This window comes from Phyllobacterium sp. 01N428 (assembly GCF_056399405.1).
The window spans coordinates 1-26,606 of record NZ_JBFTRH010000008.1; the positions used below are offsets into that span (position 1 = coordinate 1).

28 protein-coding genes are annotated in these 26,606 nt (G+C 57.8%); 20 read left to right on the forward strand and 8 right to left on the reverse strand.

Annotated features, from left to right (window positions below):
• Positions 1-160: 160 nt before the first annotated feature.
• Positions 161-535 (forward strand): VOC family protein, encoded by a 375-nt coding sequence (locus AC1DNI_RS18435; protein ID WP_477692899.1) that lies wholly within the window; start codon positions 161-163, stop codon positions 533-535.
• A gap of 4 nt (positions 536-539) precedes the next feature.
• On the opposite strand, the gene AC1DNI_RS18440 is transcribed toward AC1DNI_RS18435, so the two are convergent.
• The 4 genes from AC1DNI_RS18440 to AC1DNI_RS18455 form a co-directional block, all read right to left on the reverse strand.
• Positions 540-770 carry a hypothetical protein gene (locus tag AC1DNI_RS18440; protein WP_477692900.1) on the reverse strand — a complete coding sequence of 77 codons (231 nt, stop codon included), beginning with the start codon at positions 768-770 and terminating at the stop codon, positions 540-542.
• Positions 771-963: 193 nt separating this feature from the next.
• Complete coding sequence (ydiK, locus tag AC1DNI_RS18445) at positions 964-2,097, reverse strand: AI-2E family transporter YdiK (protein ID WP_477692901.1); 1,134 nt, start codon at positions 2,095-2,097, stop codon at positions 964-966.
• A complete protein-coding gene (locus AC1DNI_RS18450; protein ID WP_477692902.1) occupies positions 2,097-2,588 on the reverse strand; it encodes a CYTH domain-containing protein in 492 nt (163 codons plus the stop codon). The genes ydiK and AC1DNI_RS18450 overlap by 1 nt, the downstream gene beginning before the upstream one ends.
• 56 nt (positions 2,589-2,644) lie before the next feature.
• On the reverse strand, positions 2,645-2,920 hold the full coding sequence (locus AC1DNI_RS18455) for a hypothetical protein (RefSeq protein ID WP_477692903.1): 276 nt from the start codon (positions 2,918-2,920) through the stop codon (positions 2,645-2,647).
• Positions 2,921-3,041: 121 nt separating this feature from the next.
• Here AC1DNI_RS18455 and AC1DNI_RS18460 point away from each other — a divergent pair, with 121 nt between their 5' ends.
• The 8 genes from AC1DNI_RS18460 to AC1DNI_RS18495 all read left to right on the forward strand — a co-directional run bounded on the left by AC1DNI_RS18460 (position 3,042) and on the right by AC1DNI_RS18495 (position 9,755).
• Entirely contained in the window at positions 3,042-4,814 is a 1,773-nt protein-coding gene (locus AC1DNI_RS18460) for a hypothetical protein (RefSeq protein WP_477692904.1), read from the forward strand.
• Between the two features lie 216 nt (positions 4,815-5,030).
• The gene (locus tag AC1DNI_RS18465) at positions 5,031-6,788 is read left to right on the forward strand and encodes a SulP family inorganic anion transporter (RefSeq protein WP_477692905.1); all 1,758 of its coding nucleotides are present in this window, start codon (positions 5,031-5,033) and stop codon (positions 6,786-6,788) included.
• On the forward strand, positions 6,785-7,606 hold the full coding sequence (ppk2, locus tag AC1DNI_RS18470) for a polyphosphate kinase 2 (RefSeq protein ID WP_027232739.1): 822 nt from the start codon (positions 6,785-6,787) through the stop codon (positions 7,604-7,606). Before AC1DNI_RS18465 ends, ppk2 begins: the two co-directional genes overlap by 4 nt.
• A 47-nt stretch (positions 7,607-7,653) precedes the next feature.
• Positions 7,654-8,127, forward strand: a complete 474-nt coding sequence (locus AC1DNI_RS18475) for a histidine kinase (protein ID WP_477692906.1) — start codon at positions 7,654-7,656, stop codon at positions 8,125-8,127.
• A gap of 30 nt (positions 8,128-8,157) precedes the next feature.
• Positions 8,158-8,478: a hypothetical protein gene (locus AC1DNI_RS18480; RefSeq protein ID WP_027232737.1), complete on the forward strand. Its 321-nt coding sequence runs from the start codon at positions 8,158-8,160 to the stop codon at positions 8,476-8,478.
• A gap of 6 nt (positions 8,479-8,484) precedes the next feature.
• Complete coding sequence (locus AC1DNI_RS18485) at positions 8,485-8,850, forward strand: hypothetical protein (RefSeq protein WP_477692907.1); 366 nt, start codon at positions 8,485-8,487, stop codon at positions 8,848-8,850.
• Positions 8,851-8,865: 15 nt separating this feature from the next.
• Positions 8,866-9,198 carry a potassium channel family protein gene (locus AC1DNI_RS18490; RefSeq protein WP_477692908.1) on the forward strand — a complete coding sequence of 111 codons (333 nt, stop codon included), beginning with the start codon at positions 8,866-8,868 and terminating at the stop codon, positions 9,196-9,198.
• Between the two features lie 65 nt (positions 9,199-9,263).
• Positions 9,264-9,755 carry a hypothetical protein gene (locus AC1DNI_RS18495; protein ID WP_027232734.1) on the forward strand — a complete coding sequence of 164 codons (492 nt, stop codon included), beginning with the start codon at positions 9,264-9,266 and terminating at the stop codon, positions 9,753-9,755.
• Positions 9,756-9,882: 127 nt separating this feature from the next.
• Here the strand turns inward: AC1DNI_RS18495 and AC1DNI_RS18500 are convergent, their stop codons facing one another.
• The 3 genes from AC1DNI_RS18500 to aspT all read right to left on the reverse strand — a co-directional run bounded on the left by AC1DNI_RS18500 (position 9,883) and on the right by aspT (position 14,063).
• A complete protein-coding gene (locus AC1DNI_RS18500) occupies positions 9,883-10,812 on the reverse strand; it encodes a DUF2950 family protein (protein ID WP_477692909.1) in 930 nt (309 codons plus the stop codon).
• 25 nt (positions 10,813-10,837) lie between these two features.
• The gene (locus tag AC1DNI_RS18505; RefSeq protein ID WP_477692910.1) at positions 10,838-12,229 is read right to left on the reverse strand and encodes a DUF3300 domain-containing protein; all 1,392 of its coding nucleotides are present in this window, start codon (positions 12,227-12,229) and stop codon (positions 10,838-10,840) included.
• A 139-nt stretch (positions 12,230-12,368) separates the two neighbouring features.
• Positions 12,369-14,063 carry an aspartate-alanine antiporter gene (aspT, locus tag AC1DNI_RS18510; RefSeq protein ID WP_477692911.1) on the reverse strand — a complete coding sequence of 565 codons (1,695 nt, stop codon included), beginning with the start codon at positions 14,061-14,063 and terminating at the stop codon, positions 12,369-12,371.
• Positions 14,064-14,380: 317 nt separating this feature from the next.
• Between aspT and AC1DNI_RS18515 the strand changes: the two genes are divergently transcribed.
• The 6 genes from AC1DNI_RS18515 (at position 14,381) to AC1DNI_RS18540 (ending at position 21,128) form a co-directional block, all read left to right on the forward strand.
• Positions 14,381-15,991 carry a bifunctional aspartate transaminase/aspartate 4-decarboxylase gene (locus AC1DNI_RS18515; protein WP_477692912.1) on the forward strand — a complete coding sequence of 537 codons (1,611 nt, stop codon included), beginning with the start codon at positions 14,381-14,383 and terminating at the stop codon, positions 15,989-15,991.
• Between the two features lie 109 nt (positions 15,992-16,100).
• The gene (locus AC1DNI_RS18520) at positions 16,101-16,487 is read left to right on the forward strand and encodes a hypothetical protein (RefSeq protein WP_477692913.1); all 387 of its coding nucleotides are present in this window, start codon (positions 16,101-16,103) and stop codon (positions 16,485-16,487) included.
• Positions 16,488-16,541: 54 nt separating this feature from the next.
• Complete coding sequence (locus AC1DNI_RS18525) at positions 16,542-17,417, forward strand: bifunctional helix-turn-helix transcriptional regulator/GNAT family N-acetyltransferase (protein ID WP_477692914.1); 876 nt, start codon at positions 16,542-16,544, stop codon at positions 17,415-17,417.
• Positions 17,418-17,841: 424 nt separating this feature from the next.
• Positions 17,842-18,759, forward strand: coding sequence for an MBL fold metallo-hydrolase (locus AC1DNI_RS18530; protein WP_477692915.1), 918 nt, complete (start codon positions 17,842-17,844; stop codon positions 18,757-18,759).
• Positions 18,760-18,999: 240 nt separating this feature from the next.
• Entirely contained in the window at positions 19,000-20,460 is a 1,461-nt protein-coding gene (locus AC1DNI_RS18535; protein WP_477692916.1) for a sensor histidine kinase, read from the forward strand.
• On the forward strand, positions 20,457-21,128 hold the full coding sequence (locus AC1DNI_RS18540; RefSeq protein ID WP_477692917.1) for a response regulator: 672 nt from the start codon (positions 20,457-20,459) through the stop codon (positions 21,126-21,128). Before AC1DNI_RS18535 ends, AC1DNI_RS18540 begins: the two co-directional genes overlap by 4 nt.
• A 6-nt stretch (positions 21,129-21,134) precedes the next feature.
• Here the strand turns inward: AC1DNI_RS18540 and AC1DNI_RS18545 are convergent, their stop codons facing one another.
• Positions 21,135-21,608: a hypothetical protein gene (locus AC1DNI_RS18545; RefSeq protein WP_477692918.1), complete on the reverse strand. Its 474-nt coding sequence runs from the start codon at positions 21,606-21,608 to the stop codon at positions 21,135-21,137.
• 136 nt (positions 21,609-21,744) lie between these two features.
• Between AC1DNI_RS18545 and AC1DNI_RS18550 the strand changes: the two genes are divergently transcribed.
• From AC1DNI_RS18550 to ssuD, 5 genes are all read left to right on the forward strand, one after another.
• Positions 21,745-22,164 (forward strand): hypothetical protein, encoded by a 420-nt coding sequence (locus AC1DNI_RS18550; RefSeq protein WP_477692919.1) that lies wholly within the window; start codon positions 21,745-21,747, stop codon positions 22,162-22,164.
• 448 nt (positions 22,165-22,612) lie between these two features.
• A complete protein-coding gene (locus AC1DNI_RS18555; protein WP_051615203.1) occupies positions 22,613-23,620 on the forward strand; it encodes a taurine ABC transporter substrate-binding protein in 1,008 nt (335 codons plus the stop codon).
• A 60-nt stretch (positions 23,621-23,680) separates the two neighbouring features.
• Positions 23,681-24,475, forward strand: a complete 795-nt coding sequence (locus AC1DNI_RS18560; RefSeq protein WP_477692920.1) for a taurine ABC transporter ATP-binding protein — start codon at positions 23,681-23,683, stop codon at positions 24,473-24,475.
• 33 nt (positions 24,476-24,508) lie between these two features.
• The gene (locus AC1DNI_RS18565) at positions 24,509-25,354 is read left to right on the forward strand and encodes an ABC transporter permease subunit (RefSeq protein ID WP_477692921.1); all 846 of its coding nucleotides are present in this window, start codon (positions 24,509-24,511) and stop codon (positions 25,352-25,354) included.
• A 16-nt stretch (positions 25,355-25,370) separates the two neighbouring features.
• A complete protein-coding gene (gene ssuD, locus AC1DNI_RS18570; RefSeq protein WP_477692922.1) occupies positions 25,371-26,519 on the forward strand; it encodes an FMNH2-dependent alkanesulfonate monooxygenase in 1,149 nt (382 codons plus the stop codon).
• Positions 26,520-26,606: the final 87 nt, after the last annotated feature.

Here is a 26,606-nt window from a genome sequence, read left to right on the forward strand (position 1 = left end):
AAACATCGGAAGCAATTCGCCGCACAGTTTCTTCGAATATCGACCCGCAGCACTCCTCAATCCGGCTTTTTGAGGTGTAGGGTGCGAACCCAACCCTTGCGGGAAAATCAGCAACCCTGGCCGATATCAGTCGGAACACCCAGAACTTCGCGGAGCATTCATGTTCGACCACGTCAAATTTGGCGTTACCGACTATTCGGCAAGCAAGGTATTCTTCCTCAAGGCGCTCGAACCGCTCGGCGTAGCGGTTGTTTCGGAGGGGCCGCCGACATATGGCGTCGAAATGAGCTCAAACGGCAAGGCATCGCTTTGCCTGTACCAATCGGATGAGAAGCCAGCACATCTTCACCTGGCATTTACGGCTGAGAGTCGAAAGCAGGTCGAAGCTTTCTATCGCGCCGCTCTCGAGGCCGGCGGCAAAGACAATGGTGCGCCCGGTCTTCGCCCGCACTACCACGCGAACTATTATGCTGCTTTTGTCATTGGTCCGGACGGGCACAACATCGAAGCGGTTTGTCACACAGCCGAAGCCTGAACAGTCACTTCATGTCGACGGTTTCGCCGGCAGTGTAGAAAACCATGGGAGGGCCGTACTCGTCCCCTTGCTTCACGTCCTGGCTCCAGGCAATGACGCCTGCATGCTTTGACGCCAAATCATCGGCAGCCGTCTGCGCTTCTTCCTCACCGTCGAACCGTTGCGGTTCGCCGGATCGAAACAATTCTCCAGCTTCACCCTGATCATAAACCGCTACAAAATAAATCTGTTTCATCCCATCTCCTAAAGGCACTGGACGATTTCGCCGAAATCGATTCCCAGTCCATGACAATTTCTCGTTGTTTGTCAGACTGAAACGCCCAAGCCACATGTGTGTTCCAAAGGATCGGTCGACCGACTCAGCCAAAAGACGTCCGATTTTGGAGGCAATGCCTCGTTCACGACTGTCGGATCGCTGCGACGGCTTTTCAGATGACATCATCCAGGATTTTCGGCGGGCCATGGGCTTCGTTCTGGATGGATACCGCTGCGATTCTCTCATCCTCTGCCATCCACGCGTCCAGGAGCGTGTAGGCAACCGCAAGCAGGGTCGGTCCCACGAATATTCCGAGAATTCCGAATGAGATCAGGCCACCGATGACGCCTGCGAAGATCAGCAACAGCGGCAGGTCCGCGCCCTTTCGGATCAAGAAGGGCCGCAGGAACCCGTCCATTGTCCCGGCGATGATGGCAAACAGCAAAAGGACTGTCGCCCAGAGGGTGTCGCCGCTGTAGTACATCCAGAAAACGGCGGGCGCCAACACCAAGGCAGGGCCGATCTGCATCAGGCAAAGGACAAAGACCAGGGCCGTCAATACGCCAGCCAATGGTATGCCGACGACGAGAAGCCCGATCGCGCTTACGGCGGTCTGCGCGACTGCCGTGACGACCACGCCGAGAGCAACGCCGCGGATGGCCCGGCCAGCGAGACGTACCGCCATTTCGCCCCGGTCACCTCCAAGCCGATGCCCGAACCGGACCGCTGTCGCGGCGCCCTGCTCACCCTTTGCGTACATGATGGCGGCTATCGCGGTCGTCAAAAGAAACTCGAGGACCATGCCGCCAAGACTTCCCGCTGCCGCCGCGAACCAGTGCGCAAAGGAGCCGGCGTAGGGCTGGAGCCTTGGCCCGAGTTCATTCACGCCAAGGCGCCCAAGCCGTTCCCAGCTGTCGTGCAGCCGCTCTCCGACCAGCGGAATTTCATTAAGCCAGATTGGCGGCTCGGGTAATTTGAGCGCAAGCGCGGTCTGGATGTTGTCCGTGATGCGATCCATGTTGTCCATGATGAGACTGATTGCCAGCAGGAACGGCACGATAAGGACAAGGAGAAGGACGACGGTCATGACGAACACGGCAACGCCGCGGCGGTTGCCCGTGTGACGCTGCACCCAGATCATCAGCGGCCACGTGGCGATGACCAGGGTCAAGGCCCAGATGATTGCCGCAAGAAATGGCAGCATGATCCAGATCGAGCTGACAAGCAGGCCGCCAATAAAGAGGACCGCGAGTGTCACGCGGGTAATATCCTGGTTTCGAACACCGGTCGAAGGAGCAGTTCCCATCAGCTGATCGTCTCCCGTCCGCTTTGGCCCGGAGCCAGCCTTGCCATCGCCAGGACCTGGTTTGAGTACCTGTACTCGCCTGTTATCTCGATGCCCAACCAAACAGGACGCGGAAACAGGTCGCTTTCGCTTTGCAACTCGACTTCTGCGACCGTCAGTCCCTGGTGGATGCCGTGGTATACATCAATTTCCCAACGCTGGCCTGCATCGACGAGTTCATAACGGGTCTTCTCAACAACGACGCCGATGCAGTGGCGAAATATCTGGAGAGCGTCCGCGTAGGGGATCTCATATTGGAATTCTTCGCGTCGAAGTGGGCCGAGACGAACCTTTACCGTGAGTGTCGCACGTAAGTCATCGATGGTCCGAACCCGCACCGATCGCTGTGCGGCTGCCAGCAGATAGGCCTGGCGCAAAGTTGAACCGTTGGAGGCATATTTCCTCCAGCGTTTGTCCTTGACGAGGTATTTGCGTTCGATCTCTATAGCCAATTTTGCAAGTCCGGTACGTTGTGGTTCAGTCCGTTGAATTTCGGTCGGGACCAGCCTTAAGGATAGCCCTTGGACCCGAGCGCTTCAGCGATCTCCTTCGCGAGACTGTCGGCCATCTCCGCGAATTCGTCGCGCCGTTTCTCACGAATATGAACAGGCAGGTATTGAGAATTTTCAAGCGCGCGTTCGGCTGCCGCGAGGTCGGAGCATAGCTCCTCAAATGCTTCGTTTCCCAGCATGAGTTGTCGAATACGAAATGCGGATTCCGGAAATCTGCGAAGAGCCGCAGCCAATCCATCTTCCCGCTCCGTGTTCCAGGATCGCGGCGTCATCGGTGCCTCCGCTGACTGCTCTCGTTTGTCGTCCCATAGTATTGGAATAACTTCAGTTAGAGGCGTAAGATACTGTACCATACAGCCGTGGAAGACGGTTGCTTGTTCGGGGAAACAAGGGGTGAGCGTTGCCGCAGACGGCGTGCCGGTAGACAAGCAAGCTCTGCCGACGGATGCCGATGTCCTTGCGCAACTTGATCGCATTCGATCAAGTGCCGAATTTGATGTGCCTGAGCGCGCCCGCAGATTCCTGACCTATGTTGTTGAAGAGGCAATTGCGGGTCGCGGCAACCGGATCAAGGCCTACTCGATCGCCATGGAAGTCTTTGGGCGCGATTCATCGTTTGACGCGCAATTGGACCCCGTGGTCCGAATCCAGGCGGGTCTCATCAGGCGCGGCCTCGAACATTATTATCTCGTTGCCGGCAACGACGATCCAGTCGTTATCACCATGCCGAAGGGCGGCTACATTCCCAACTTCTCGCGCAAGGATCCGGTAACGGCGCCCGAGAGCTATTTTAAGCCGATTCATGGAAAAAACCTCGGCCGCCTCTTGGAGCGCGCGTCTCCTGGCAAATGGTCAGTACTGGTCTTGACCGCTATTGTCATTGGCTCAGTCATGTTTGCTGGCGGCTATCTGTTTCGCCTGGACCCGCTGGACCTTACGGGCGGAAATAATAACAGGCAGGCTGGACCCGACATACAGAAAGTTCTGGTCGAACCAATCGAGGACCTTTCGGGGACACAGCGCTCTGCAAATATTGCGCAGGATTTGACTGATGAAGTCATCAGTCAGCTTGCGAAATTCAAGGAAGTCGTCGTCGTGGCAGGACACTCATCCGACCCTTCCAGCACGTTGTTTAGGATCAACGACACGCGGCCAAGCTTTGCGCTGCAAGGGCGTGTCCGCATCGAGGGGGAGAAGCTTCGGTTGAGCACGCGGCTCATGAATCGCGCCGACAGTTCCATTGTTTGGACCGGCAACTACGAGAACGACCTAAAAGCCGAGGGTCTGGTCCAACTTCAAGGCGACATAGCTCGCTCCGTGGCCACCGCGCTGGCGCAACCTTACGGCATTCTCTTTCAGAAGGATTCGGCTCAGCTCGCACAATCACCGCCAAATAATATCGAGGCCTATACCTGCACTTTGGCCTATTATCGCTACCGCGCAAACCTTATTCCGCAAACCCACGCTTCGGTGCAGAATTGCTTGAAGCGGGCCGTCGAGCGTTATCCGGGCTATGCAACTGCCTGGGCACTTCTTTCATTGACCTATCTCGATGAGGTCCGCTTTCGATACCGCCTGGACTCGCTCACTGCCCCGTCGCTGGAGCTTGCGGCCTCGGCTGCAAAGCGGGCCACCGAACTCGATCCGCAAAACGTACGCGGTCTGCAGGCGGAGATGCTGACGTACTTCTTCCGGGGTCAAGTCCAGGAGTCACTGCAGATCGGCGCGCGCGCCTACGCGATCAACCCCAACGACACGGAACTATCGGGCGAGTATGGGTTTCGCCTCGCATTATCGGGAAAATGGGACGAAGGTTGCAAGCTGATCGCCTCGGCGGTTTCGCGCAATCCGGGACCGTCCGGATATTTCGAAGCAGCGCTTGCCGTCTGCTCATACATGGCGGGCGACTATGTTGCGGCCGAACAATGGTCGCAATTGTCGGACCTTGGCCCCAATCCCATCTTTCATATCATACGCATGGCGATCCTCGGAAAACTCGGCAAGCGCGAGGAAGCCGACATCGAACGGAAGTGGCTTGAACAAAATGCTCCGGCTTTTCTCCCGGATATCAGGAATGTCGTCGCCACGCGCATCCTTCGACCGGAAGACCAGTTGATCTTTATCGATGGACTGAGAAAAGCGGGCCTTACGATCCCGGGAAACTAGCCGCTTTGCTGCCCGCTCTGTAAGCGGGCGCCGTATATTACACGATGCTACACGTATTGGCGTTCGCATCGGTCTACACTCTAACCACATGAAACGGGCACAGCGCCCGCTCGAGGGAGGTAGCCGTGTTTCTCGATTACTCCGCGTTGGGTGTGCTCTTGTTCATGGCCTTGACCCCGATGGATGGGATCATCGCCATTCACAATATCGATTAAAATGGCCGCGGCAACGCACCCCTGGCCTGTTTTTAAGAGCCTGGCGGGCTATCGGGCCAATTGGCTGGGACGCGACATCGGTGCGGGTCTTGCGGTTGCCGCCGTTGGATTGCCCAGCGCTATAGCTTATCCGGCAATTGTCGGCCTGCCCCCGGAAACAGGTATTTACGCCAGTATCGCTGCACCCATCGCCTATGCACTATTGGGGCCGTCTCAAAGGCTCGTACTCGGGCCCGATGCGGCTACGATGACGGTGCTCGGCGCCGCCATCGCGTCAATCACAGCGTCGATGCCGGCGGACGCAGCGGTTGACCGTGTAACCATAGCTTCGGCATTGGGGCTCGCGGTAGGGGGCGTCTGCCTGGCAGCCCGGCTGTTGCGGCTCGGGGTCGTTGCGACGTTTCTGTCCCGCCCCATTCTGGTCGGCTTTTTCGCCGGCATCGCGATATCCATAGTCGTCGGTCAGATCGGCCGGCTGACGGGAGTGAAAATACAATCCGAAGGGCTTGTCGCGCCAGTACTCGAACTGATCGGCAAAAGCACCGAAATCCATTGGCCGTCCCTGCTGCTCGGTGCCAGCATGTTCGTTCTCCTGCAAGCGGCAAACAGATTACGGCTCCCCATTCCCGGGCCAGTCCTTGTCGTCGTCCTTGCCATGGTCCTCTCGGCGCTTTTTGGATTTCGCGAAATGGGCGTGAAGGTGGTGGGAGACATTCCCCTCGGGCTCCCATCGTTTTCTATTCCCTCGTTTCGTGGGCTGCCATTGGACAAGATGTTGCTCGGTGCTGCCGCGGTTTTTCTTGTGAGCTTTGGCGCGGGTATTATTACGGCGCGCAGTTTCGCGGCGCGCTCGGGTGAAGCGGTCGACGCCAATGGTGAACTGATTGGGCTCTCGGCCGGCAATATTGCTGCCGGTCTCTTCGGCGCATTTCCGATCAGCATGTCGGACTCACGGACGGCGATCGCGTTCGCGGCGGGCGGCAGATCGCAAATTGTCGGGCTCGTCTCGGCAGCTACCTTGATCGCCACACTGCTCTTCCTCGGAGAGGCATTGCGAATTTTGCCATTGCCAGCGCTTGGAGCGATCCTCGTATCAGCGGCCATCGGCCTGATCGATATCGGCGAGCTGAAACGCATCTGGCAAATCAGCCGGCCCGAATTCGTGTTCGCCATGATTACGATGTGGGGCGCGATAAGCTTTGGCGTGCTCAATGGGGTGGTCATAGCTATCGCCGCGACCCTGGTCTATTTGTTACGCAAGTCGATGTACCCCCGCGACGCGCAGCTCGGCCGCATTCCTGGCCGCGACGGACTTTATAAGCTGCATCGCTCGCCCGAGGCCGTGCCGATACAAGGTCTCGTGCTCTACGTAGTCCAGGGTAGCCTGCTCTTCGTCAACGCCGATTACGTTGCGGAGCGCATCAAGACCACGGTTCGCAAATTGGCGCCGGGATGCCGCTGGTTCGTCATAGACGCCAGCGCAATCGTCCAGGTCGACAGCACGGCTGCTGCCATGCTCGATGAAGTCAGGGAGGAACTTGCTGCCAGGAACATCAGGCTGTGCCTTGCGGAGGTCCACACCGAGGTGAGGGAAATACTCGAACGCAGCGGCGTGATCGAGCGTATCGGCACGCAATATGTCTTCGATGATTTGGAAGACGCTGTCGCTGCTTTTCAGACTGAAGCAGGGCAGCCTCGCGCCCAAGAAGGATTGTTGTCATCGGCATTGCCGATCCACGTTTCGGAGGTGAAAAGATGAGTAAGGACAATCACAAATCTGCTGCCACGGAAGTTGACGACAAGAAGGGTTTCAAGGACCGCTACAACAAGGAGATGAGGAAGCTTCAGATCGAGCTTGCTCACCTGCAGGCGTGGGTAAAGAAATCTGGGGCCCGTGTCGTCATCCTGTTCGAGGGGCGCGATGCAGCCGGCAAGGGGGGCATGATCAAACGGATTACCGAGCGCGTGAGCCCGCGGGTTTTTCGTGTCATCGCCCTGCCAGCGCCAAGTGATCGGGAAAAATCCCAGATCTTCATGCAGCGCTACATCGGATACCTGCCCGCTGCCGGGGAGATCGTGATCTTCGACCGTAGCTGGTACAACCGGGCAGGCGTCGATCGCGTAATGGGCTTTTGCAGTGAAAAAAAGGCCCGCCGCTTTCTTGAGCTGGCTCCCCGTTTTGAAGCAGCCATCGTCGAGAGCGGCATCATTCTGCTGAAGTATTTCCTGACAGTCAGCGAGGAGGAGCAAGACCGCCGCTTCCGTCGTCGCATTGACGATCCATTGCGGCAATGGAAGCTCAGTCCGATGGACATAACATCCTATCAGCGGTGGTGGGACTATACGCGCGCTTATGACGAAATGCTCAAGATGACGGACAGCCAACACGCGCCGTGGTGGATCGTGCCATCCGACGACAAGGAGCGCGCGCGTATAAATTGCATTTCCCACATCCTCAAATCGATCCCTTATGAAAGGGTCAAGTTTGACGAACCCGATCTTGGCAAACGCCAAAAGCGACCCGGCGACTACATCGACCCCGAGATGACGTTGAACGTGGTTCCGAGGATTCTCTAAGCGACGAGGTGCTGGCCTCATATTCTCGACGAAGTGGAGGAAAAGAGATGTCTGACAAAAAAGAACTTGATGTGAACGCGATGCCTCCGAGTGCGACGGAGCTTCGCCAGGAAGTTAAGAAGCGGGAGTCGGAGGAGGCAAAAAAGCAGGCGAAAGCCAAGTCCGTCCAAGAACAGAAGATCGCCGATTTCGCCGAAGACTTTCTCAAGAACCATGTCGGCGAGGCGGACATTCTCGCTGTACGCCGCGCCGTGGCGGCTGCGGTCGAAAACGGCAAATTCGAAGCCATGGTCTATACCTTCTCCTCGGACCTTTGTTCGGACAGCGGTCGTGCGATCAACAGTGGCGACAAGAGCTGGCCCGAGACCCTTCAGGGAAAGGCGAAGGAATTTTACGATCGCTACCAGAAATTCGGTAAGCCGCAAGGGTTCAGGCTCAAGGCAATGATCATCAGTTTCCCCAATGGAATGCCCGGCGACGTCGGCTTCTTCTTAAATTGGGGCTCCGATCTAGGCAGCTGAGCAGCAAGTTACTCAAAAGGAAGCCGAAACATGAAGTTAGCGCTTTTGCTGGTCTTGCTTTCTGTGTCGCCGGTCAACGCAATGAGTGCAGCCGAACTCTTGAAAGCCGATAAGGGATTCGCCTCAGGCTACATTTTTGGTGCGATCGAATATCAGATTGCCGTCGCATGCGATGACGATGTCTCGGTGCGCCGTCAGGAAATTCGCAAGTGTCTGGTCGACGGCAAATTCATGTCCCAACAGCTCTATGGGACAGTCATCAGCTTCATCCAAACTCATCCTGAACAAACGAGCGCGGTGGGTGCGATCGTGCACGCGGTGGACGAAATTTGCCCGCGCTCCGGGAGATAAGCAACAATGACAGCCACGAACGCCTGTGTGTTGAAATCAGCGATTGCCATGCGCCAGATCTCGTTGGCATTGGCAATCTCCTGCCTCAGCGTGTCCGCCCTCGCAGAGGCGCCATCCTTCACAAAACTTCAAGCGATGTGCGGCAATGTGAAGGACCCCTTGGACCATGGATATTGTGTAGGATTTCTTGAAGCGGTTGCGCTTCGTATTGTCCACGACAACAAGCACTGCACGGTCCTTCAAGAATATATCGACCACCCCAACTCAAGCCTCGCATTCCCGGATTTGATCGCAGACGTGGATCCCAAGGAATATTCGGGGAGCGCTCTCGAAGGCGTCGAGAAGTATTTCCTCAACAAAGGGTGCATGTAGGTCATCGGTCAGGCAATGAGCGCGAAATCCAGGGAAACACGGCGCATTTTCTTCAGAGAGTTCTTTCGCCAGCTCGGCGTTGTTTGGCCAATCCTGTCCGGAATTCTTTTGTTGATGGTGGGGTTTGGGCTCGTAATTGGCAGAATAGAAGATTGGCAGGCCATGGACACGCTCTACTTCACCTTCGTTACCGGGCTGACAATAGGCTATGGTGATCTCGCGCCGACCCACACTTCATCGCGCTTGCTGGCTGTCGGAATTGGTTTTTGTGGAATCGTCCTGACCGGGCTTATTGCGGCGGTCAGCGTGCAAGCGCTTGTAGCAGCAGCCACAGCCGGGAAGCCATGACTATCGCATTCAGTGGATTTCAGTTTCGCATAATTTTAAATCAAAACAGAGCACAGGAGAAGATCATGCATTTATTCGCTTGGACTACCCTAGCAGTCGCTGTCCTCGCCGTTCCATGTGAGGCCGCCGTCACAAAATATGGTTCGGCGGCGGGCTGGGACATATATGTCGACGACACCATGGGACCTGGTTGTCTTATCATGCGGGATAATCCCGACGGTGAAACACAGGCGCAGATCGGTATCGATGCGACCGCGGCCCCCCGCGGCTTTCTCGCGCTTTATACCAAGACACCCACAAAAATTACCGCGGGTGAAAAGCTTGATGTCGTTTTCGATGTCGATGGTCAGAAATACACGGGCGTAGCCAAGGGACAGCAGATGCAAGGATATGACGGCGCTTATGTTCCGTTCGACAACCTCGATTTCATCTACGATCTCGCCAAGAAGAAGGCGTTGACGATCACCGCGAAAGGACGCAAAACCGTGGTGGTAAATCTCACTGGCACCGATGACGCGTTCAAGGCGTTGCGGGCTTGTCAGGCCGCCCAGAAATAGCCGGAAACCGGGTTCCTGACGGGAGGGGGCCGATTGTCTTATACCCGTGACATGGGACCGACCCATGTCGCGGGCAATATCGTGGCGAGGGATTAGAGGTTCTGAGGTCGCTTTTTGCTCGTTGTCGCTACTCTGGAACTGCCTCCCATGTCTTGTCCGGGTTGAAGGAATTGATATCCTTCACCAGTTTCGCGGTTCCGGCCCCAAGGTCTTTTTGGTAGACAGTGCCGTGCTGACTGACGGCGAACGTCATCACCCCGGTCTCGCCATAGATTGCCGGCCAGGCGATCAAGGCGTGCCCGGCAATCATATTGCCGTTGATGACGAAATCGTATTTGCCACCGGCAATATTGCTGCCTTGCGACTTGAGGATCCGATAGCGATAGCCGAAATATCCGTGGTCCGATGCCGCCGCACCCTGAACCTTGGCGGGATCCGCAAAACGTCCCGCCGGACTTTCTTCGCCGCCATCAGACGTCCAATAGAGGCCATCGTGCGCGTCCTTTTGGCTGATAAGCTTCTGCGCGAACTCCAGAACGCCATCACCATCGTGATCTTCTTCCGCGTAAGCAGCCTGTGCTACGAGTTCGTCGCGGCAGGTCTGGATCGCCTGCAACTCATTCTCGCCTATGCGGCGCGCGAGCACTTCCTCAAGGCCGGCTACGGTATCGAACTGCCAGCCGGCATCGTGCTTCACCAGTGGAAACGGGAATGGCCAGACCCGGTTGCCGAGGACCACTTCCTTCGAGCCGTCGTTGCGGTCTTGCAACGTAGTTCGTTCCTTGGCCGCCTGCTGCAGTTCCGAGAGCCGATCGCCGATGTCTTCGGACTTTCCAGCTTGTTCTTCGTTCAGTCCGAGTAACTTTGCCAAAGCGGTGATGTCCTTTGCCTCAAGTTCCTTCCTGAGCGCGTCCACTGCTTCGTTGGGCTCCTTGAAAATCTGGGAATCGGAGCCAACGAAGCGCTGGAGCGATGCCTCCGCCGCGAATGATGCAGGCGCGGACAGCGTTGCGAGGACGGCGGCGGTAATAAGCATTTCCATGGTTGTGCGGAACATTTGGAATTCCCTTCAAACTGTTGCATCAACGGCGACCGCCGCCGCCTCGTCCACCCCCTCCTCGGCCGCCGCCACCACCACCTCGGCCGCCGCCGCCGTGGGATATACGTGGTCCTCCACCGCCGTGTCCCATTCTTGCGCCACCGCCGACGTTGCGACTGATGTTGCCGCGCTGCGACGCGATGCGCGTGTCACGGCCGGGTCCATAATTGCCGAGCGCGCTTGGCTGCCGCGGACGGTTGTCGATACGGCCCGCCGCCTTTTTGGTCGGACGATTGGTGTTCTTGATCTGGCCCGCCGCTTTGCGCGGTCGGTCAAGATTGGCGGCCTGGCCCTTGTTGGGACGGTTGGCTATCGCCTTTTGCCCCGCATCGCGTTTGGCGATCTGACCCTGTAACTTTTCTCCGGACATGCCGCCCGCTTTTTGTTTAAGGCCCTGCTGCACGTCGCGCCGAATATCGCTGCTTTGAACTTTCGCCCGTGCTCCTGCAAGGTTGCCAGGGGCGTTTTTGGCCTGCAGATTGTTTTTCAGATCAACGCGGTTTGCCTTGTTCTGCCGAATATTGCTGGCGACTGAATCGCGATCGAACTTGAATTTGTCTCGATCGAAGTTGATGTTGCCGATGTTGTTCCTGTCAAAGTGGAAATCGTCGCGGTTGATGTTGTCGATGTCGATATCGATATCGTCCCCACCCCAGGAGTCCCAGTTGTCCCAATCAACCGCTGCGCCAAAAACTGCACCGGTCACGAAGCCGGGCCAATAGGGCGCATAGGGGTAGTAGTATGACGGATACGGGTCGCCGTAGACGATTGGCTCCGTCGCAACGTAAGCCGGGTTTGTCAGGATCCCCGGGTCATAGGTCGGAACATAAGTGACTTCCTTTTGCGCGGGGCGAATAATGACATTGTCGTTCTTCGTTTCGACGACCACCTTGCTGTCCGATTTGATCGTCCCGTCTGCCACCGCCTGGTCGCGCAACTGCTGTATCGCGACCAGGACGTCCTTCTGCTGGTCGGTAATCGCACGGCCAAGCTGTTGGGTCCATTGGAGATCGTCATTCATCATCGTCAGGACAGTGGGATAGTTGAGCAGAGCAATGATGCTGCCGTCCAGGGCTGGATCAGGCTTGAGGTCAGGTTTGCTTTTTACTTGATCCATGAATCGGGCGGCCTGCACGATCTGCAACGGGTTAATGCTGGCGGACAACACCAGTGCCACAAGGTCGTCGGGGTAGAGGGCAATGCGGGCAACGAGCGTTTCGAGCTCGTCCTCCGTCAACAATGTTTGTTCCTCGGCTGCAGGGGTAGCTGCCGTCGTGTTCGGGGATTGTGCGGATGCGCTGCCCATCCATGGGCCCGCAGACAGCACAAATCCCGCGAGGATTACGAGGGCGACTTTATTCGCGTGGAGCAACATCACGGTTCTCCTCCCGTGTTTACATATACAGCGTCTCTCGGCATTCCCCGGTTCCGGTCGAACTCACGGGATTGATGAGATCAATAGAAATCACCAACAAGATGGGGCTGGGCCAATCCGACGTCCCGGATCACCCTGGTCAGGCCAGCAACATCACCAGCACCATGCCCCAGATGGTCAGCAGCGTATTCCCCACCGCATAGGTAACCGTATAGCCGAGGCCAGGGATCGTGCTCTTTGCCCGGTCGTTGATCATGCCAAGGGAAGCGGTGGTCGTGCGAGCGCCTGAACAGCACCCCAAGAGGATGGCGGGATGGAACCGGAACACGTATTTCCCGACATACATGGCGAGGACGAGCGGAATGGTGGTCACGACAATGCCCCAGAGGAAGAGGCTGAAACCGAGCTGCTTCAACCCCGCGACAAAGCCCGGCCCGGAAGAAATTCCGACCACCGCGATGAAAATATTGAGGCCGACAGAATTCATGAACCAGACGGTCGATGAGGGAATGCGGCCAAACGTTGGATGTACCGAGCGCAGCCAGCCGAAGAAGAGCCCTGAAATCAGCGCACCGCCTGACGTCGACAGAGTGAGCGGAACGCTGCCGATCTTGAAGACAAAGGCGCCAACGAGCGCACCGATAGCGATAGCCCCGCCTATGAAAGCGACATCGGCGATGTCGGTCTGCCGGTCGGGTACTCCGAGAGCCTTGGTCGCTGCTGTGGTATCCTGGGTCCGCCCCACGATTGTGACGATATCGCCGCGGTTGATTTGGGTGTTCGGCAGGATTGGAATCGATATTGCGGTGGCGCCCCGCGTTATCTTTCGCAGAAACACACCACGCGCCGACGGCATTTTTGCGAGTTCAGCCAGGGTCTTTCCATCGACCTCCTTATTGGTCACAAATACGTCAACACCTTCAGCCGGAACCGCCAAAAGCTGCGGATCGTCGATTTCTTCGGCGGTGTGGCCAATGACGTTTACGAGGACTTCGCGGCGCCCGGCGACGGCGACGATGTCGCCCGCCTGGATCACAGTGTCGGCGGTGGCGTCCAAGAGCTTGCCGCCGCGGCGTATGCGCTCGATGAAAACCCGTTGCTCCGGAAGGAGTGCTTCGGCTTCCTGCGCCGTCTTGCCGATGATTGGGCCGCCTTCGCGCACGCGGTAGGCACGCAATTCGTAGTGGTGCCAGGCCGTGCCCGCGCCGCCGATTTCCTTGTCGCCGCCGCCTTGTTCCTGCTCGTAGCGCTTGCACTCCGCCTCAAGATCGATCCCCAGCAAGGCGGGTCCGAGAAGCGCGAGCACAATAGCTGAGCCTACGGTGCCGAAGATATAAGTAACGGCATAAGCAACGGGCATTGCATCAAGCAAGGCCTTCGTCTGGTCGGGCGGCAGCGCCAGGCGATTGATTGCATCGGTGGCAAGCCCCATGGAAGCCGAAATAGTCTGCGAACCCGCGTAGAGGCCGACAGCGGAGCCGACGTCATAGCCCGCGAGAATTGCGCCAAAATAAGCGGTCACCAGACAGAACAGGCAGACAACGACCGCAAACAGAGCCTGAGGAATCCCGTCTTTGGCGATGCCCCTCACGAATTGTGGGCCAACGCCGTAGCCAATGGCGAACAGAAACATCAGGAAAAATGTTGCCTTCAACGGCGGCGAGATGGTGATGCCGAGCTGCCCTATGAGGACGGCGGCAATGAGGGTGGCCGTAACCGCGCCTAGTCCAAGGCCCTTATAGGTGAAGGACCCGAAATAGTAACCGAGCGCAAGAGACAGGAAGATGGCGATTTCGGGATAGCTACGCAGCACATTAACGAACCAGTCAATCATCATGCCCCTCCCAGAAAGCTTAAAGAAACGCCCCGCCATCCAACAATTTGGAACGGGCCATCGTTGTCAGCCAGAACAGGTCAATCACACGAGCTTTACACTGCTGAGCCCAGGGAAAAAGTAGTATCCTGTATCATACTGTATGGTACGTGCTGCAAACCTATTGTGTTTGCTAGTCTCAACTGTGACGCCTTCAAGTACTTTGAAGAGTTGCACTATGGCTTACCAGCTTCCCGATTCTGCTCGCCGAAGTGAAAGCCGGAATGATTTTTCCAAAACTGCCGTGGCTACTTTGTATTACCGGGGAGGAAGACCCTATGACAGTCATCGATTACCGCGACTACGAGAAGATGAGCCCGTTTGAAATAAAGGACGGCTTGATCAAGCTCGCCAAACGCAGTTCACAGAAATCGGCAAAGGTGCTGCTCAATGCAGGCCGCGGCAATCCGAACTGGATTGCGACCAGGCCTCGCGAGGGGTTCTTCCTGTTCGGCCAGTTCGCCTTGTCCGAATGCCGCCGTACGATGGACAATCCCACCGCTGGCGTTGCCGGCATGCCGCAGCAGAAGGACATTGCCGAGCGCTTCAAGGCCTGGATCGAGAAGCATGCCGATATGCCGGGCGCAGACTTCCTGACGAAGATGGTTGAACATGCCGTCACGGCTTTCGGATTTGACGCGGACGCCTTTGTCTTCGAGCTAACGGATTCGATCATTGGCGATAATTACCCTGTGCCTGATCGCATGCTGGTCCATGCCGAACAGGTGGCGCACCGCTACCTCATGTGGGCAATGTGCGGCGACAAGGTTCCACCCGGCAAATTCGACCTCTACGCGGTGGAGGGCGGCACTGCCGCGATGTGTTACATCTTCAAGTCATTGATCGCCAACCGCATTCTGAAGAAGGGCGATACGATCGCGCTGGGGACGCCCATATTCACGCCTTACATCGAAATCGCGGAACTTGAAGACTATGCGTTCAAGGCCGTCCACATCAAGGCAACGCAAGAGCATCGCTTCCAATACTCGGACGAGGAGATAAAGAAACTCGAGGATCCGAAGATAAAGGCCTTCTTCGTCGTCAACCCCGGTAACCCCACTTCTATGGCGATCGATGCGCCTACGCTCAAGAAGATCGTGGATCTCGTCAAGAAGAAGCGGCCCGACTTGCTGCTGCTGACCGACGATGTCTATGGCACCTTCGTGCCGGGCTTCCGCTCATTGATCGCCGAGCTGCCGGAAAATACCATCGGCGTCTACTCGTTCTCGAAATACTTTGGTTGCACCGGCTGGCGGCTTGGCCTTATCGCCATCCATGAGAAGAACATCCTGGACGAGATGACAAAGAAGCTGCCGCAAAAGGAACTGGAGGCCGTCGACAAGCGCTACATCTCGATCACGCTCGAGCCCCGCAAGCTCAAGATGATTGACCGAATAGTTGCTGATAGTCGCGACGTCGCTCTCAATCACACCGCAGGGCTGTCCCTGCCGCAACAGGTGATGATGACCATGTTTTCGCTCAGCGAATTGATGGACACCGAAAAGCTTTACCAGAAGGCGTGCATGGATATCTGTCACAGCCGCGTCGATAGTCTTCTTGAAGGCCTGCCGCTTGATGTCCAGCCTAATCCGAACTTTGCCTACTATTACGGCACGATCGACTTCGAATTCTGGCTGCGCAGATATGTCGGCGACGACATGGTAAAGTGGCTGAAAAAGCATGTCCATCCGCTCGACCTCGTCTATCGCCTGGCGGAAGACCATTCGATCGTGCTTCTCAATGGCGGTGGTTTCGATGCGCCGAACTGGAGCGTCCGCGTCTCCTTCGCCAATCTTTCCGATGATGTCTATGACGATATCGGTAGAGGCGTTCGTGCTGTCGCACGCGGATATATTGATACGTTCAACGCATCGAAAAAAGGAAAATAGCTAGGCGCGTGCAATTAGCCGGCAAAGTCACGAGCGATCGTGAGGCTGACGGACGATAGACAGAGGGCAGCGTTCGGAGGGCAACATGTACAGGGTTCGAGTAGCGCTTTTGGTCACGCTGTTTGCCACAGCGACCGGATATGGTGCGCAAGCGGCCACAATAAAGGATCTCCAGGGTGCCTGGGCGATGAAAGGTAGCAAATGCGAAGAGATCTTTCAGAAGGTCGGCAGTAAAATCGAATTCAAGGATAGGATCGCTTCAACCACTACCGGCCTCCTTTTCGCTGGCAACAAGGTTGCGGGGCCGATGGCGGTCTGTACGGTCACGAAGATTCGAAAGAAGTCCTCGCATCTTTCAGCCCAGCTATCCTGTGAGACGTCGATGATCGTTGAAAACGTTTCCGTCGGGTTCGACATTCCCAACCCGTCGGAGCTTAAGCGGTTCGATCCTTTCGGCGAGAACACATATGTAACTTACCGGAAGTGCGATTTGTAGCGGCAGCAGGCGGCATGTATTGACAGAACGAATTGTCTGACCTAAGTCAGATAAATGCCTTACGACCCAGTTTTTCGCGTCCGTCGCTTCAACCGTGCCGTCACCGCCGAAGTCGGAGCTCTCGATACCTCGTTCCTCGGACGTGGCCGTCCGCTTGGCGCGGCACGCGTGCTTAATTTGATCGGCCAAGGGCAATCGGATGTTGCGGCTATCCGCGATGATCTCGATCTCGACTCGGGTCTCATGAGCCGTCTGCTGCGCAGCCTTGAAGAAGAAGGTCTCATTGAGACTGTATCCAATCCGCAGGATGCGCGTCGGCGCATCGCCAGGTTGACCGAAACCGGCCGCTCCGAGTTTCAGGCATACGAAGCGCTTTCCAATGCGCAGGCGACGGCATTTCTGGCGCGCCATTCCCAGCCGGAGGAACTTCTGCACGCCATGGATATTGTGGCTTCCGCGCTGAGGCGCAGCCACATCGCGGTCGAGGAGAAAGATCCGCGACACGCGGACGCCACCTATTGTCTCGGCGAATACTACGCCGAGCTTGGGCGCCGTTTCGAGAAGGGTTTCGACGTTTCGCTGTCGCGGGATCCGGACGCCGCAGATATGATCCGCCCGCGCGGCGTATTCCTGGTAGCCACATCGGATTCTCTGCCCATAGGCTGTGTCGGGTTGAAGGGCAGTGGCGGCGACGTTGCGGAGATCAAAAGGCTTTGGGTCGCGCCATCGGCACGCGGACTTGGGCTGGCAAAACGGCTTATGGCTGCCGCCGAAAATTGCGCTCGTGAGCTATCCATAGAGGTCCTGCGTCTGGATACGAATAGTGCACTGACCGAAGCGCAGCAGCTTTATCGCAGGACTGGTTGGACTGAGATCGCACGTTTCAATGACGACCCCTACCCTGACACCTTCTTTGAGAAGCGCCTCTAAAGCGGCGGCGGCCCAGACCGTCGTTGGTCGATCGTGCGTGGTTTGATCCCGTCTACCCATTATACGGCCAGCCATACCCTCCTGATTAATGGATGAGCGAACCTATGCTTTGGTATCGCTGCCCAATGCTGCAGGGCCATCAGCTTTACCAGCGCGTGTAACATATGCCCTCGCACGCCGAATGGTGCGCTTGAAGGCAACCCCATTTCTGATGCCGCCAAAGGCTGCTCGAAACGCCGTTTTGGCGGCATTATAGCCCGTTTCCGCTGCGTTGGTTCACCGGTCCGCCTTGGTAGCCGGACCTATACGACCGTATGGCCCGGTCTGTCCCTGACCCCAATTGTCCGCAAACAGGCCGCGAAATAACGTCAACCATGCCGTGCACAAGACGGCGGTCAGCAGGCGAAGAAACAGGAGAACTGATATGAACTTACAGACCTCACACCCCGCCGTTAAACCTGCGCCCGACGAGCTGGTCCCGTCGCGCTACGCACTGAAGATCGGCGAGATTGACGTAATGATTGTAAGCGATGGTGTACTGCCGTTGCCAGGCAAGATGTTGGGCCACAACGCCGATGCTGCCGACCGGGCCGCTTGGCTCAGCTACAATTTCCTGCCGACGGATAAGCTCGACTGGGGGCTGAACGTGGTTGTGGTGCGTAGTGGCGGCAAGACCATCCTCATCGACGCCGGGCTGGGGGACGACCCCAACTTGAACTTGCCGCGGGCCGGGCAGCTGGCCCATCGGCTGCAGGCCGCCGGCATCGAGCTTGCGTCGGTGACCGACGTGATCCTGACACACATGCACATGGACCACATTGGCATGTTTCTCGTCGACGGGGTGAAGGAGCAGTTGCGTAAGGACCTGCGGATCCACGTGGCGGAAGCCGAAGTCAAGTTCTGGACACACCCGGATTTTTCCCACGTCTCCATGCCAGAGGGGTTTCCGGATGCGCTTCGTGCGGCGGCCAAGCGGTTCGCTGAAGAGTACAAGAGCAATTTGCAGACATTCAAGGAGGAGTACGAGGTTGCGCCCGGAGTGGTCGCCACCCGCACCGGCGGTCATACCCCGGGGCACAGCGTGGTGCGCCTCGCCTCCGGCAACGACCGGTTGATGTTCGCCGGCGACGCAGTGTTCGCGGTGGGTTTCGAGCATCCTGACTGGTTCAACGGCTTCGAACACGACCCCGAGGAAGCGGCCCGCGTACGCGTTCGTCTTTTGAAGGAGCTGGCAGCGACCGGCGAGCTGCTGGTAGCAACGCACCTGCCGTTCCCATCCATCGGCCATGTGGCGGTCGAGGGGGATGCCTTTCGCTGGGTTCCCATATTCTGGGATTACTGACCGGACCGGGGCGTGAACCACTACGTCGAGTGGTCCACGCCCTGGCTCAGTCTGCATTACTACAGTCGTCCGTACCTACGTGCCCGCGTCACGGGCTGCTTTGAGCATGAGATCGATAATTGATGGCTTAGTGAAAGAATCGGCCAAGGACCACGGAGAACCCCATCCGCTGCTTGGTCCGCGATGAATAAACTGGCGTGCCCGCGTGTTTAGTTTGAATGGCCTTGTCCGAGGAGGGCATTGAATGCCTGGAACAGCATAGGCAGGACTGGAACATCCAAAACACAATGGAGCGAGCCGCTGACGACGACATTCGCCAAATCCGCTCCGCCAGCTGAAACGGCCGAATTATTCGGTGGAATGACGCTTGCCCGTCAGTTCATCCTCGCTGCGAGCGCCGTGTTGATTGTAGGCATGGCCATCATTGCCTTCTGGGTCACCTCCCGCATTGAGGAGTCCGTTACCCGCAATGCGGCATCCGCCACCGCGCTCTATGTCGATAGCATCATCGCCCCCCTCACCCAGGAGCTGGCCGACTCCGACACTCTTGGGGAAGGTGCGCGCCTGGCATTGACGGAGACACTTGGACAGGGCGTGCTTGGCGACAAGATTGTGTCCTTCAAAGTGTGGAAGCCGGATGGGAGCGTAGTGTTCAGCAATCAACCTGAAATCGTAGGTCGCCGTTTTCCAATCAGCGATCGTTTGCAGGGAGCTTTCGCGGGCACGGTTCAGGCGGAGTTCGACAAACTCGACAGCGCTGAAAATGCGCCGGAACGCGCCAAGGGAATTCCGCTCCTCGAAATCTACAGCCCTATCCGGCAACCATGGTCCGGCAGGGTGATCGGCGTTGCGGAGTTTTATGAGATCGCCACGGACCTGAAAGCCGATCTAAACCGCGCCCGCCTGCGCAGCTGGATTGTCGTCGGTCTGGTCACACTTGCCATGCTCGGGGTGCTTTTCGGGATCGTGGCGCGCGGCAGCAAGCTGATCACACGGCAAGCCGCGATCTTGAGAGACAGGTTCGACGAACTCAATCGTCTCCTGAATTCAAATCGGGCGCTTCGATTGCGGGCCGAGCAGGCCGCGCACCGCACCGCGGCGCTCAATGAGCGATATCTTCGCCGCATCTCTGCCGATCTGCACGACGGTCCCGCCCAACTCATCGCTTTCGCCTGTCTGCGGCTCGAAACTGCAACAAAGGGATCGGTGATGGGTCCTGATCTCGAAACAGTCACGACTTCGCTCGAGGAAGCACTGCAGGAGGTTCGCAATATCTGTCATGGACTGATGCTGCCGGAACTCGATGATCTAGAAACACGGGAGATTTGTATGCGCGTGATCAAGGCGCATGAAAGCAGAACCAGAACGAGCGTTGAATTCCAGTGCGGTGACAACCTCCCGGAATTGAACCAGGCCGAGAAGATCGGCCTATATCGATTTATCCAGGAAAGCCTCAACAATGCGTTTCGCCATGCGAACGGGATAGGCCAGAAGGTCACCGTCGTATCGTCAAATGACGGGCTAAGCGCGACTGTAGCCGATCGAGGCAAGGGCTTTGATCCAGCCAAGGCAGACAAGGGCCTCGGACTGACCGGACTTGAGGAGCGATTTGCAGGTTTGGGTGGGACATTCGTCGTCAACTCATCGCCGGGGCACGGCACGATCGTTACAATGCATCTACCGGGAGGGCGGGACGCATGACCACGGCAAGCATCAGGATTATCATCGTTGACGATCATCCATTCTTTCGCCAAGGCGTTGCAGTCAGTCTTTCCGAGCAGGGATTCACAGTTGTGGGCGAAGGTTCGAGTGCCGATGACGCCGTCCGCCTGGTCAACGAGCTGCGACCCGACGTAGCGCTTCTCGACCTGTCGATGCCGGGCGGCGGACTGAGTGCGCTCCTTACTATTCTGGAAGCTAGCCCGGAGTTGAAGGTCGTCATCCTCACCGTCTCGGAGAGCGACGAGGATGTGTTGCAGGCACTACGGAGGGGGGCCCACGGCTATGTTCTGAAGGGTGTCCGGGCAGCAGGCCTTTGCGAAATCATCCAGAATGTCGTGGCCGGCGAACGCTATGTTTCACCGGCGCTCGCGGCGCGCATCCTGACGGAAATGCGCGGTTCGGGCGCTGCGGTAGCGCCGAGCCAGCCTGTTTCGGACATTTCCGATGCCATTCACTCCCTTACGCCGCGCGAGGAACAAATCCTTACGCTCGTCTCCAACGGCAAAAGCAACAAGGAAGTCGCACGCGAAATTGGACTGCAGGAAAAAACCATCAAACATCACATGACCAGCATTCTGCAGAAACTGCAGGTGCGCAATCGCACCGAAGCTGCCTTGTTGCTGCGCGAGGCGCGTTGGCAATCCTGAAACGGCCTAGCGGGAGCTGCTCTTGTCGATGCGGAGCGCATCGGCAGGGATCGCCTTCCTGTTGATGACCGAACGGCCCTGTGGGTCGAAGATTTCATAACGGCCGTTACGGATGCGCTCGGTCCATCCTCCCTGGTAGACGCGTTCCTGCCCCGCGGAACGGGAGGGTGTTGCATGCGATTCGCTGTCACTTGAGTTTGCGCGCGAACTCTCTGAACCGGATCCCGAACTACTGGATCCTCGCGAACCGCCCGATCCGGAGCCTGAATTGCTCGAGCCGGAGCCTGAATTGCTCGATCCGGAGCCTGAATTGTCCGAATCCCCACCTGACCCGGAATTCGACCCCGATCCCTTGTCGCCCCAGGCATAGCTCGTCGGGCCAATAACCCCCGACAACAGGGCAACGGCAAGCAAGGAGACACGGATTGCAGAGGCTGCTCTGCAATCTGTCGCGATGGAACGGATACCTGCCCGATTCAAAACTCACCTCATAAGACTCTGTCCGACCAGATTCTGTGCCGCCGCTTCGTACGGCGCGACGACACAGTGTTTCGCCAGCGTCGGTCAGCCACTGTCAACAAACGCCTATTCCGGCCTCACCTGTAAGCATAACACGTTGATCGCTGACTTTCCTGCGTTGATGCAATCCACGATCGTCGTTCTGGTCGTGAAGACCCCTGTGGATGCCATGATCGTCATTCTGGTCGTGGAGACCCCGGTGGATGCCATGATCATCGTTCTGATCGTGGACGCCTTGGTGGACGCCGTGATCGTCCCCTGGCGCATCGTCAGCGCCGCGTCCGTGCCTGGCTTCACCGCGACCGCCATGATCGTCGCCTGCGGGATCATCGGCCCCGCGACCATGATGGCCTCCGTCATCATTGCCCCGGTCTCCGTGATCATCGCCGCCGCCGTTGTCACCGCGGCCGCCGTGGTCATCGCCACCGCCATCATGATCGCTGCCCCGGCCACTATTGTCCGAGCCACTGCGGGCCATCAGGATCATGTTGGTCGTGCCGGATTTGGTCAGATGTGAATCGAACTGAGTGGAAGCGCTGGTACTGGCAGTCAGTCCGAGAAAGCTTAGTGCGATCACTCCGGCACCGGTCATAATGGATTGAGCGATTTTCATGGGTCAAATCTCCCTAAGGAGGCCGCGGCCCGCCTTGGCGGGAAGGGCCGGCGAGCCACGGTGGCCCGTCTTCTTCCGCAACTAAACCGCCGGCCATCAGGAAATTATACGTCCTACAGACCTATACGCGACCAGTTCGGACCTTAGTCCTACCAGACCGACCTGGCGCGCCAAGTCGAGGTTTCTTCATCCTCGAACAGTTTTCAACGAGCGCCGCCCCCGCAGCAGCATGACTGTTTTACGAAACGCGCGAATCTTGAAAAGAATAGTCTACCAACTTGGTAGACATTGTGGAAACCTTTCGTCGGGTCCTCGCCACTTTGGCTGATGGGTAAATAGAGAGGGTACAACCGTGCGCATCAAAACAGTTCTCGGAGCTTTCGGTCTGATTGCTTCGCTTATCGCCTCGGCGCATGCAGAGGATACGAAAAAAGTCGTCATCGCATATCAGACCGGCGCGGTTCCATATCTTGTCGGCATTGCCAATGGCGAACTTGCCAAGGGGACCGGATGGGATATCGAGTTCCGCCGCTTCAACTCCGGCGCCGATATTTTTGCGGCGATCGCTTCGGGCGACGTCCAGATCGGCGACGTCGGTTCCAGCCCCTATGCGGCGTCGGTCAGCAAGGACCTCGACGTCAAGGGAATCTACATTACGGCGGGTGCTGGCGACAGCGAAGCCCTGGTCGTTCGGCCGGAGATCAAGTCGGCGGCTGATCTCAAGGGCAAGAAGTTTTCAGCAGCTCCGGTCTCCACCGACCACTATCAGTTGTTGGCCTATTTGAAGCAGGAAGGCCTGACCGAAAATGATGCTCAGGTCATTGCGATGCCTCAGCCACAGATCGTCGCCGCATGGAAGCGTGGCGACATCGACGGCGCGTTCGTCTGGGATCCGGCGCTTTCCGAGCTGAAAAAGGATGGCAAAGTCTTGATCACGTCTGGCGAAGTCTCCAAGCGCGGCGCGCCCGTGTTCAGCTCGCTCGTCGTAACCGGCGACTTCTCGAAGAAGAACCCCGACTTCCTCGCCAAATATGTCGGTCTCATCGACAAGTATTATGTCGACTTTGCCAACCACCCTGATGCCTGGGGGCCGGCGTCCGACAATATCAAGCTGATCGCCAAGCTTCAGGGCGGCACACCCGAAGAAAACGCTGGCTGGCTTAACACCACCGTGGTTGTTCCGCTGGAGCAGCAGGTCACCGATGCATGGCTTGGCGGCGGGGACAAGGGGAGCGTCGCCAAGACGCTGAAGGACACGGCTGCATTCCTCAAGGAGCAGAAGAAGATAACGGCGGTCAAAGACGGCTACGGCGACTTCGTCGACCCGCAGTTTGCAGCGGCCGCACTTGCTTCCAACTGAAATCTTGCAACCGCCTGGCGGCCGCCCCTTGCCGGCCGCCATCCTCATTGGAACTCGACAATGCTTTCAATCCGCAACGCCACCGTAAAATTCGAAGCCGCTGACGGAACAGAAATCCACGCGCTCGATCGGGTTTCGTTCGACATTCCGCCTGACTCCATCGTTGTCGCACTCGGTGCGTCGGGATGTGGAAAGTCAACCCTGCTCAATGCCATTGCCGGCTTTCAATCGCTGACCGAGGGACAGATTCTTATCGATGGGCTCCCCGTCGACAAGCCCGGCGGGGATCGCGGTGTCGTCTTCCAGAAGGATACGCTCCTGCCCTGGTCGAATGTCCTCGACAATGTCGCGCTTGGCTTGCGCTACCGCGGAGTGCCCAAGCTTGAAAGGTATCGTCAGGCGCGCGAACTCCTGCAACTAGTCGGCCTGTCGGATTTCGAGACCAAGCCCCCTTATGAACTCTCTGGCGGCATGCGTCAGAGGGTCGGCATAGCGCGTGCACTCGCCACCGACCCCAAGATACTGCTGATGGACGAGCCCTTCGGCGCGCTTGACAGCCTCACCAGGGAAAACATGCAACAGCTTCTGGCGACGGTCTGGGCCAAGACGAGAAAGCAGGTCTTCTTCATCACGCACTCGATCGAAGAAGCCCTGGCGCTCGGCACCCATATTCTGGTGATGTCCCCACGGCCGGGGCGTATCGTCGCTCGCTACGAGGCCGATTTTGTCCGGACGTTTGCAGCAACCGGTGACCTAGGGCCCATCCTCGCCCACCCCCGATTCGTGTCGCTGCGTGAAGAAATACGCTCGATCATCCATACGCCCGCCAGCCACAACGAGCGACACGCGGCCTGATAACTACGCCGCGAATGCAGAGAGGAGCTCATGATGAGCGCAGTGATTGACCCCGCAGTGGCCATATCGGAAGTCAAGAGGCAACCGACGCAGCAGCCGCGTCGCATTAAAAAGACGCATGGGACCGCCGTGATCAGTTTTGCGACCCTGATCGGATTGCTGGCCTTGTGGATCATCGCAACGAAGTATCACTTCGCCTCAGCGTTATTCCTGCCCTCACCATCAGATGTCGCTGTGCAGGCCGTCGCCATCGCTTCGGAAGGCTATGCGAACGGAACCCTCCTCGATCACATCCTTGCCAGCCTTGGACGCATAGGCGTCGCCCTCGCTTTCGGGATCGGCCTCGGCATTCCGGTTGGCCTGCTCATGGGCCTCAACCGTTGGGCCAAGGGCATCCTCGGTGTTCCCATCGATATCTACTGGGGCCTTCCGCCGCTCGCTTACCTGCCGCTCATGATTATATGGCTCGGAATCGGTGAGGCGTCGAAGATTGTTCTGCTCAGTCTGGCGGCGTTCGCCCCCATTTGTTTCGCGGCTCAGGCGGGCGTCCGCTCGGTACCGCAGGAACGCATCAACGCTGCCCGATCGCTCGGCGCAACATCTTATCAGGTATTCACCTCGATCATTTTTCCTTCGGCGCTTCCGGAGATCTTCACCGGCGTGCGCATTGCAATCGGTGCGACCCTGTCAACGCTGGTGGCGGCGGAGCTCATCGCTGCGCAGTCCGGCGTCGGCTATATGATCATGTCGGCTGCCAACTTCCTTGCGACAGACGTCGTCTTTGTCGGGCTCATCGTCATCGCAATCTTCGCCTTCGCGTTCGCCACGGGGATGCGCTTTCTCGAAAATCGTATCGCGCCCTGGAAGGGCAAACTCTAATTTAAGGTTTGAAACCATGACTGCATCTGCTGGTCCACTGGACATATACTGGTATCTTCCGACCCACGGTGACGGACCCTACCTTGGTAGCGACGAACGTCATCGCCCACCAACCTTCGGCTATATGCGCGACATCGCCCAGGCGGCGGACCGTTTGGGCTTCAAGGGCGTGCTCCTGCCAACGGGACCGTACTGCGAAGACGCCTGGATCACGTCAGCGGCGCTCGTGCCGCTGACGGAACGTCTTCGCTTTCTCGTTGCGCTTCGCCCCGGGAGCGGGACCCCTGCAATGTTCGCACGTCACGCTGCCGCGCTTGACCGGATCTCCAACGGACGGGCGCTGTTCAATGTCGTGACTGGAGCCGATCCCAAGGATCTCGCGGGCGACGGCAACAAACTCGGCCATGGTGAACGCTACGAACAGACCGACGAGTTTCTCACGATCTGGCGACGGATACTTTCTGGGGAAGCAGCGGATTTCGAAGGCAAATATCTTTCTTCCCACGGCCGCGGCCTCTCCTTCCCTCCAGTCCAGTCGCCGCATCCACCAATTTGGTTCGGCGGCTCTTCAGACGCTGGCATCGACGTTGCCGCGCGGCATGCGGATGTCTATCTGAGCTGGGGAGAACCCGTACACCAGCTTGGAGAAAAGCTCGGCCGCGTACGGGCACGCGCTCTTTCCCAGGGCCGCAGGATTCGTTTCGGCCTGCGCGTTCATCTGATCGTACGTGAGACCGAGGAAAAGGCCTGGGCTGCCGCGGACGACCTTATCAGCCGGATCACAGACGATCAGATCGCGGCAGCCCAGAACGAGTTCCTCAATGTTTCGCAATCCGTGGGGCAAAAGCGGATGTCGGCGCTGCATGGCGGACGCCGTGACAAGCTGGTCGTCGGCCCGAACCTATGGGCCGGTCTTGGTCTGGTGCGGGGCGGCGCCGGCACTGCGCTCGTCGGAAGCCCAGAGAATGTCGCTGCCCGCCTCAGGGAATACCAGGCAATCGGGATCGACACGATTATCGGCTCGGGATATCCGCATCTTGAAGAGGCCTTCAGTGTCGCGGAATTGCTTTTCCCCCAACTCGGGGTCACAGGCGAAAGCGCACACACTGTCGGTACTGACAACCAGACCTTCGAGAGCGGTGTCAGACCCAAGCGCACGGCCTGAAACCATGAATGGTGTCGACGACCTTTGACGGAACCGATGCACGGGCCGGCAAAGGGGTCGCATCGTTTATGCGGCTGTTGACAGCGT

Excerpts from the sequence above, each read along its gene's own strand:
- AC1DNI_RS18440 (WP_477692900.1), bottom strand. The coding sequence starts at position 770 with ATGAAACAGATTTATTTTGTAGCGGTTTATGATCAGGGTGAAGCTGGA.
- AC1DNI_RS18435 (WP_477692899.1), top strand. The coding sequence starts at position 161 with ATGTTCGACCACGTCAAATTTGGCGTTACCGACTATTCGGCAAGCAAG.
- AC1DNI_RS18515 (WP_477692912.1), top strand. The coding sequence starts at position 14,381 with ATGACAGTCATCGATTACCGCGACTACGAGAAGATGAGCCCGTTTGAA.
- AC1DNI_RS18525 (WP_477692914.1), top strand. The coding sequence starts at position 16,542 with ATGCCTTACGACCCAGTTTTTCGCGTCCGTCGCTTCAACCGTGCCGTC.
- AC1DNI_RS18540 (WP_477692917.1), top strand. The coding sequence starts at position 20,457 with ATGACCACGGCAAGCATCAGGATTATCATCGTTGACGATCATCCATTC.
- AC1DNI_RS18490 (WP_477692908.1), top strand. The coding sequence starts at position 8,866 with ATGAGCGCGAAATCCAGGGAAACACGGCGCATTTTCTTCAGAGAGTTC.
- AC1DNI_RS18530 (WP_477692915.1), top strand. The coding sequence starts at position 17,842 with ATGAACTTACAGACCTCACACCCCGCCGTTAAACCTGCGCCCGACGAG.
- AC1DNI_RS18485 (WP_477692907.1), top strand. The coding sequence starts at position 8,485 with ATGACAGCCACGAACGCCTGTGTGTTGAAATCAGCGATTGCCATGCGC.
- AC1DNI_RS18455 (WP_477692903.1), bottom strand. The coding sequence starts at position 2,920 with ATGACGCCGCGATCCTGGAACACGGAGCGGGAAGATGGATTGGCTGCG.
- ppk2 (WP_027232739.1), top strand. The coding sequence starts at position 6,785 with ATGAGTAAGGACAATCACAAATCTGCTGCCACGGAAGTTGACGACAAG.
- AC1DNI_RS18495 (WP_027232734.1), top strand. The coding sequence starts at position 9,264 with ATGCATTTATTCGCTTGGACTACCCTAGCAGTCGCTGTCCTCGCCGTT.
- ssuD (WP_477692922.1), top strand. The coding sequence starts at position 25,371 with ATGACTGCATCTGCTGGTCCACTGGACATATACTGGTATCTTCCGACC.
- ydiK (WP_477692901.1), bottom strand. The coding sequence starts at position 2,097 with ATGGGAACTGCTCCTTCGACCGGTGTTCGAAACCAGGATATTACCCGC.
- AC1DNI_RS18465 (WP_477692905.1), top strand. The coding sequence starts at position 5,031 with ATGGCCGCGGCAACGCACCCCTGGCCTGTTTTTAAGAGCCTGGCGGGC.
- AC1DNI_RS18475 (WP_477692906.1), top strand. The coding sequence starts at position 7,654 with ATGTCTGACAAAAAAGAACTTGATGTGAACGCGATGCCTCCGAGTGCG.
- aspT (WP_477692911.1), bottom strand. The coding sequence starts at position 14,063 with ATGATTGACTGGTTCGTTAATGTGCTGCGTAGCTATCCCGAAATCGCC.
- AC1DNI_RS18505 (WP_477692910.1), bottom strand. The coding sequence starts at position 12,229 with ATGTTGCTCCACGCGAATAAAGTCGCCCTCGTAATCCTCGCGGGATTT.
- AC1DNI_RS18500 (WP_477692909.1), bottom strand. The coding sequence starts at position 10,812 with ATGTTCCGCACAACCATGGAAATGCTTATTACCGCCGCCGTCCTCGCA.
- AC1DNI_RS18565 (WP_477692921.1), top strand. The coding sequence starts at position 24,509 with ATGAGCGCAGTGATTGACCCCGCAGTGGCCATATCGGAAGTCAAGAGG.
- AC1DNI_RS18560 (WP_477692920.1), top strand. The coding sequence starts at position 23,681 with ATGCTTTCAATCCGCAACGCCACCGTAAAATTCGAAGCCGCTGACGGA.
- AC1DNI_RS18480 (WP_027232737.1), top strand. The coding sequence starts at position 8,158 with ATGAAGTTAGCGCTTTTGCTGGTCTTGCTTTCTGTGTCGCCGGTCAAC.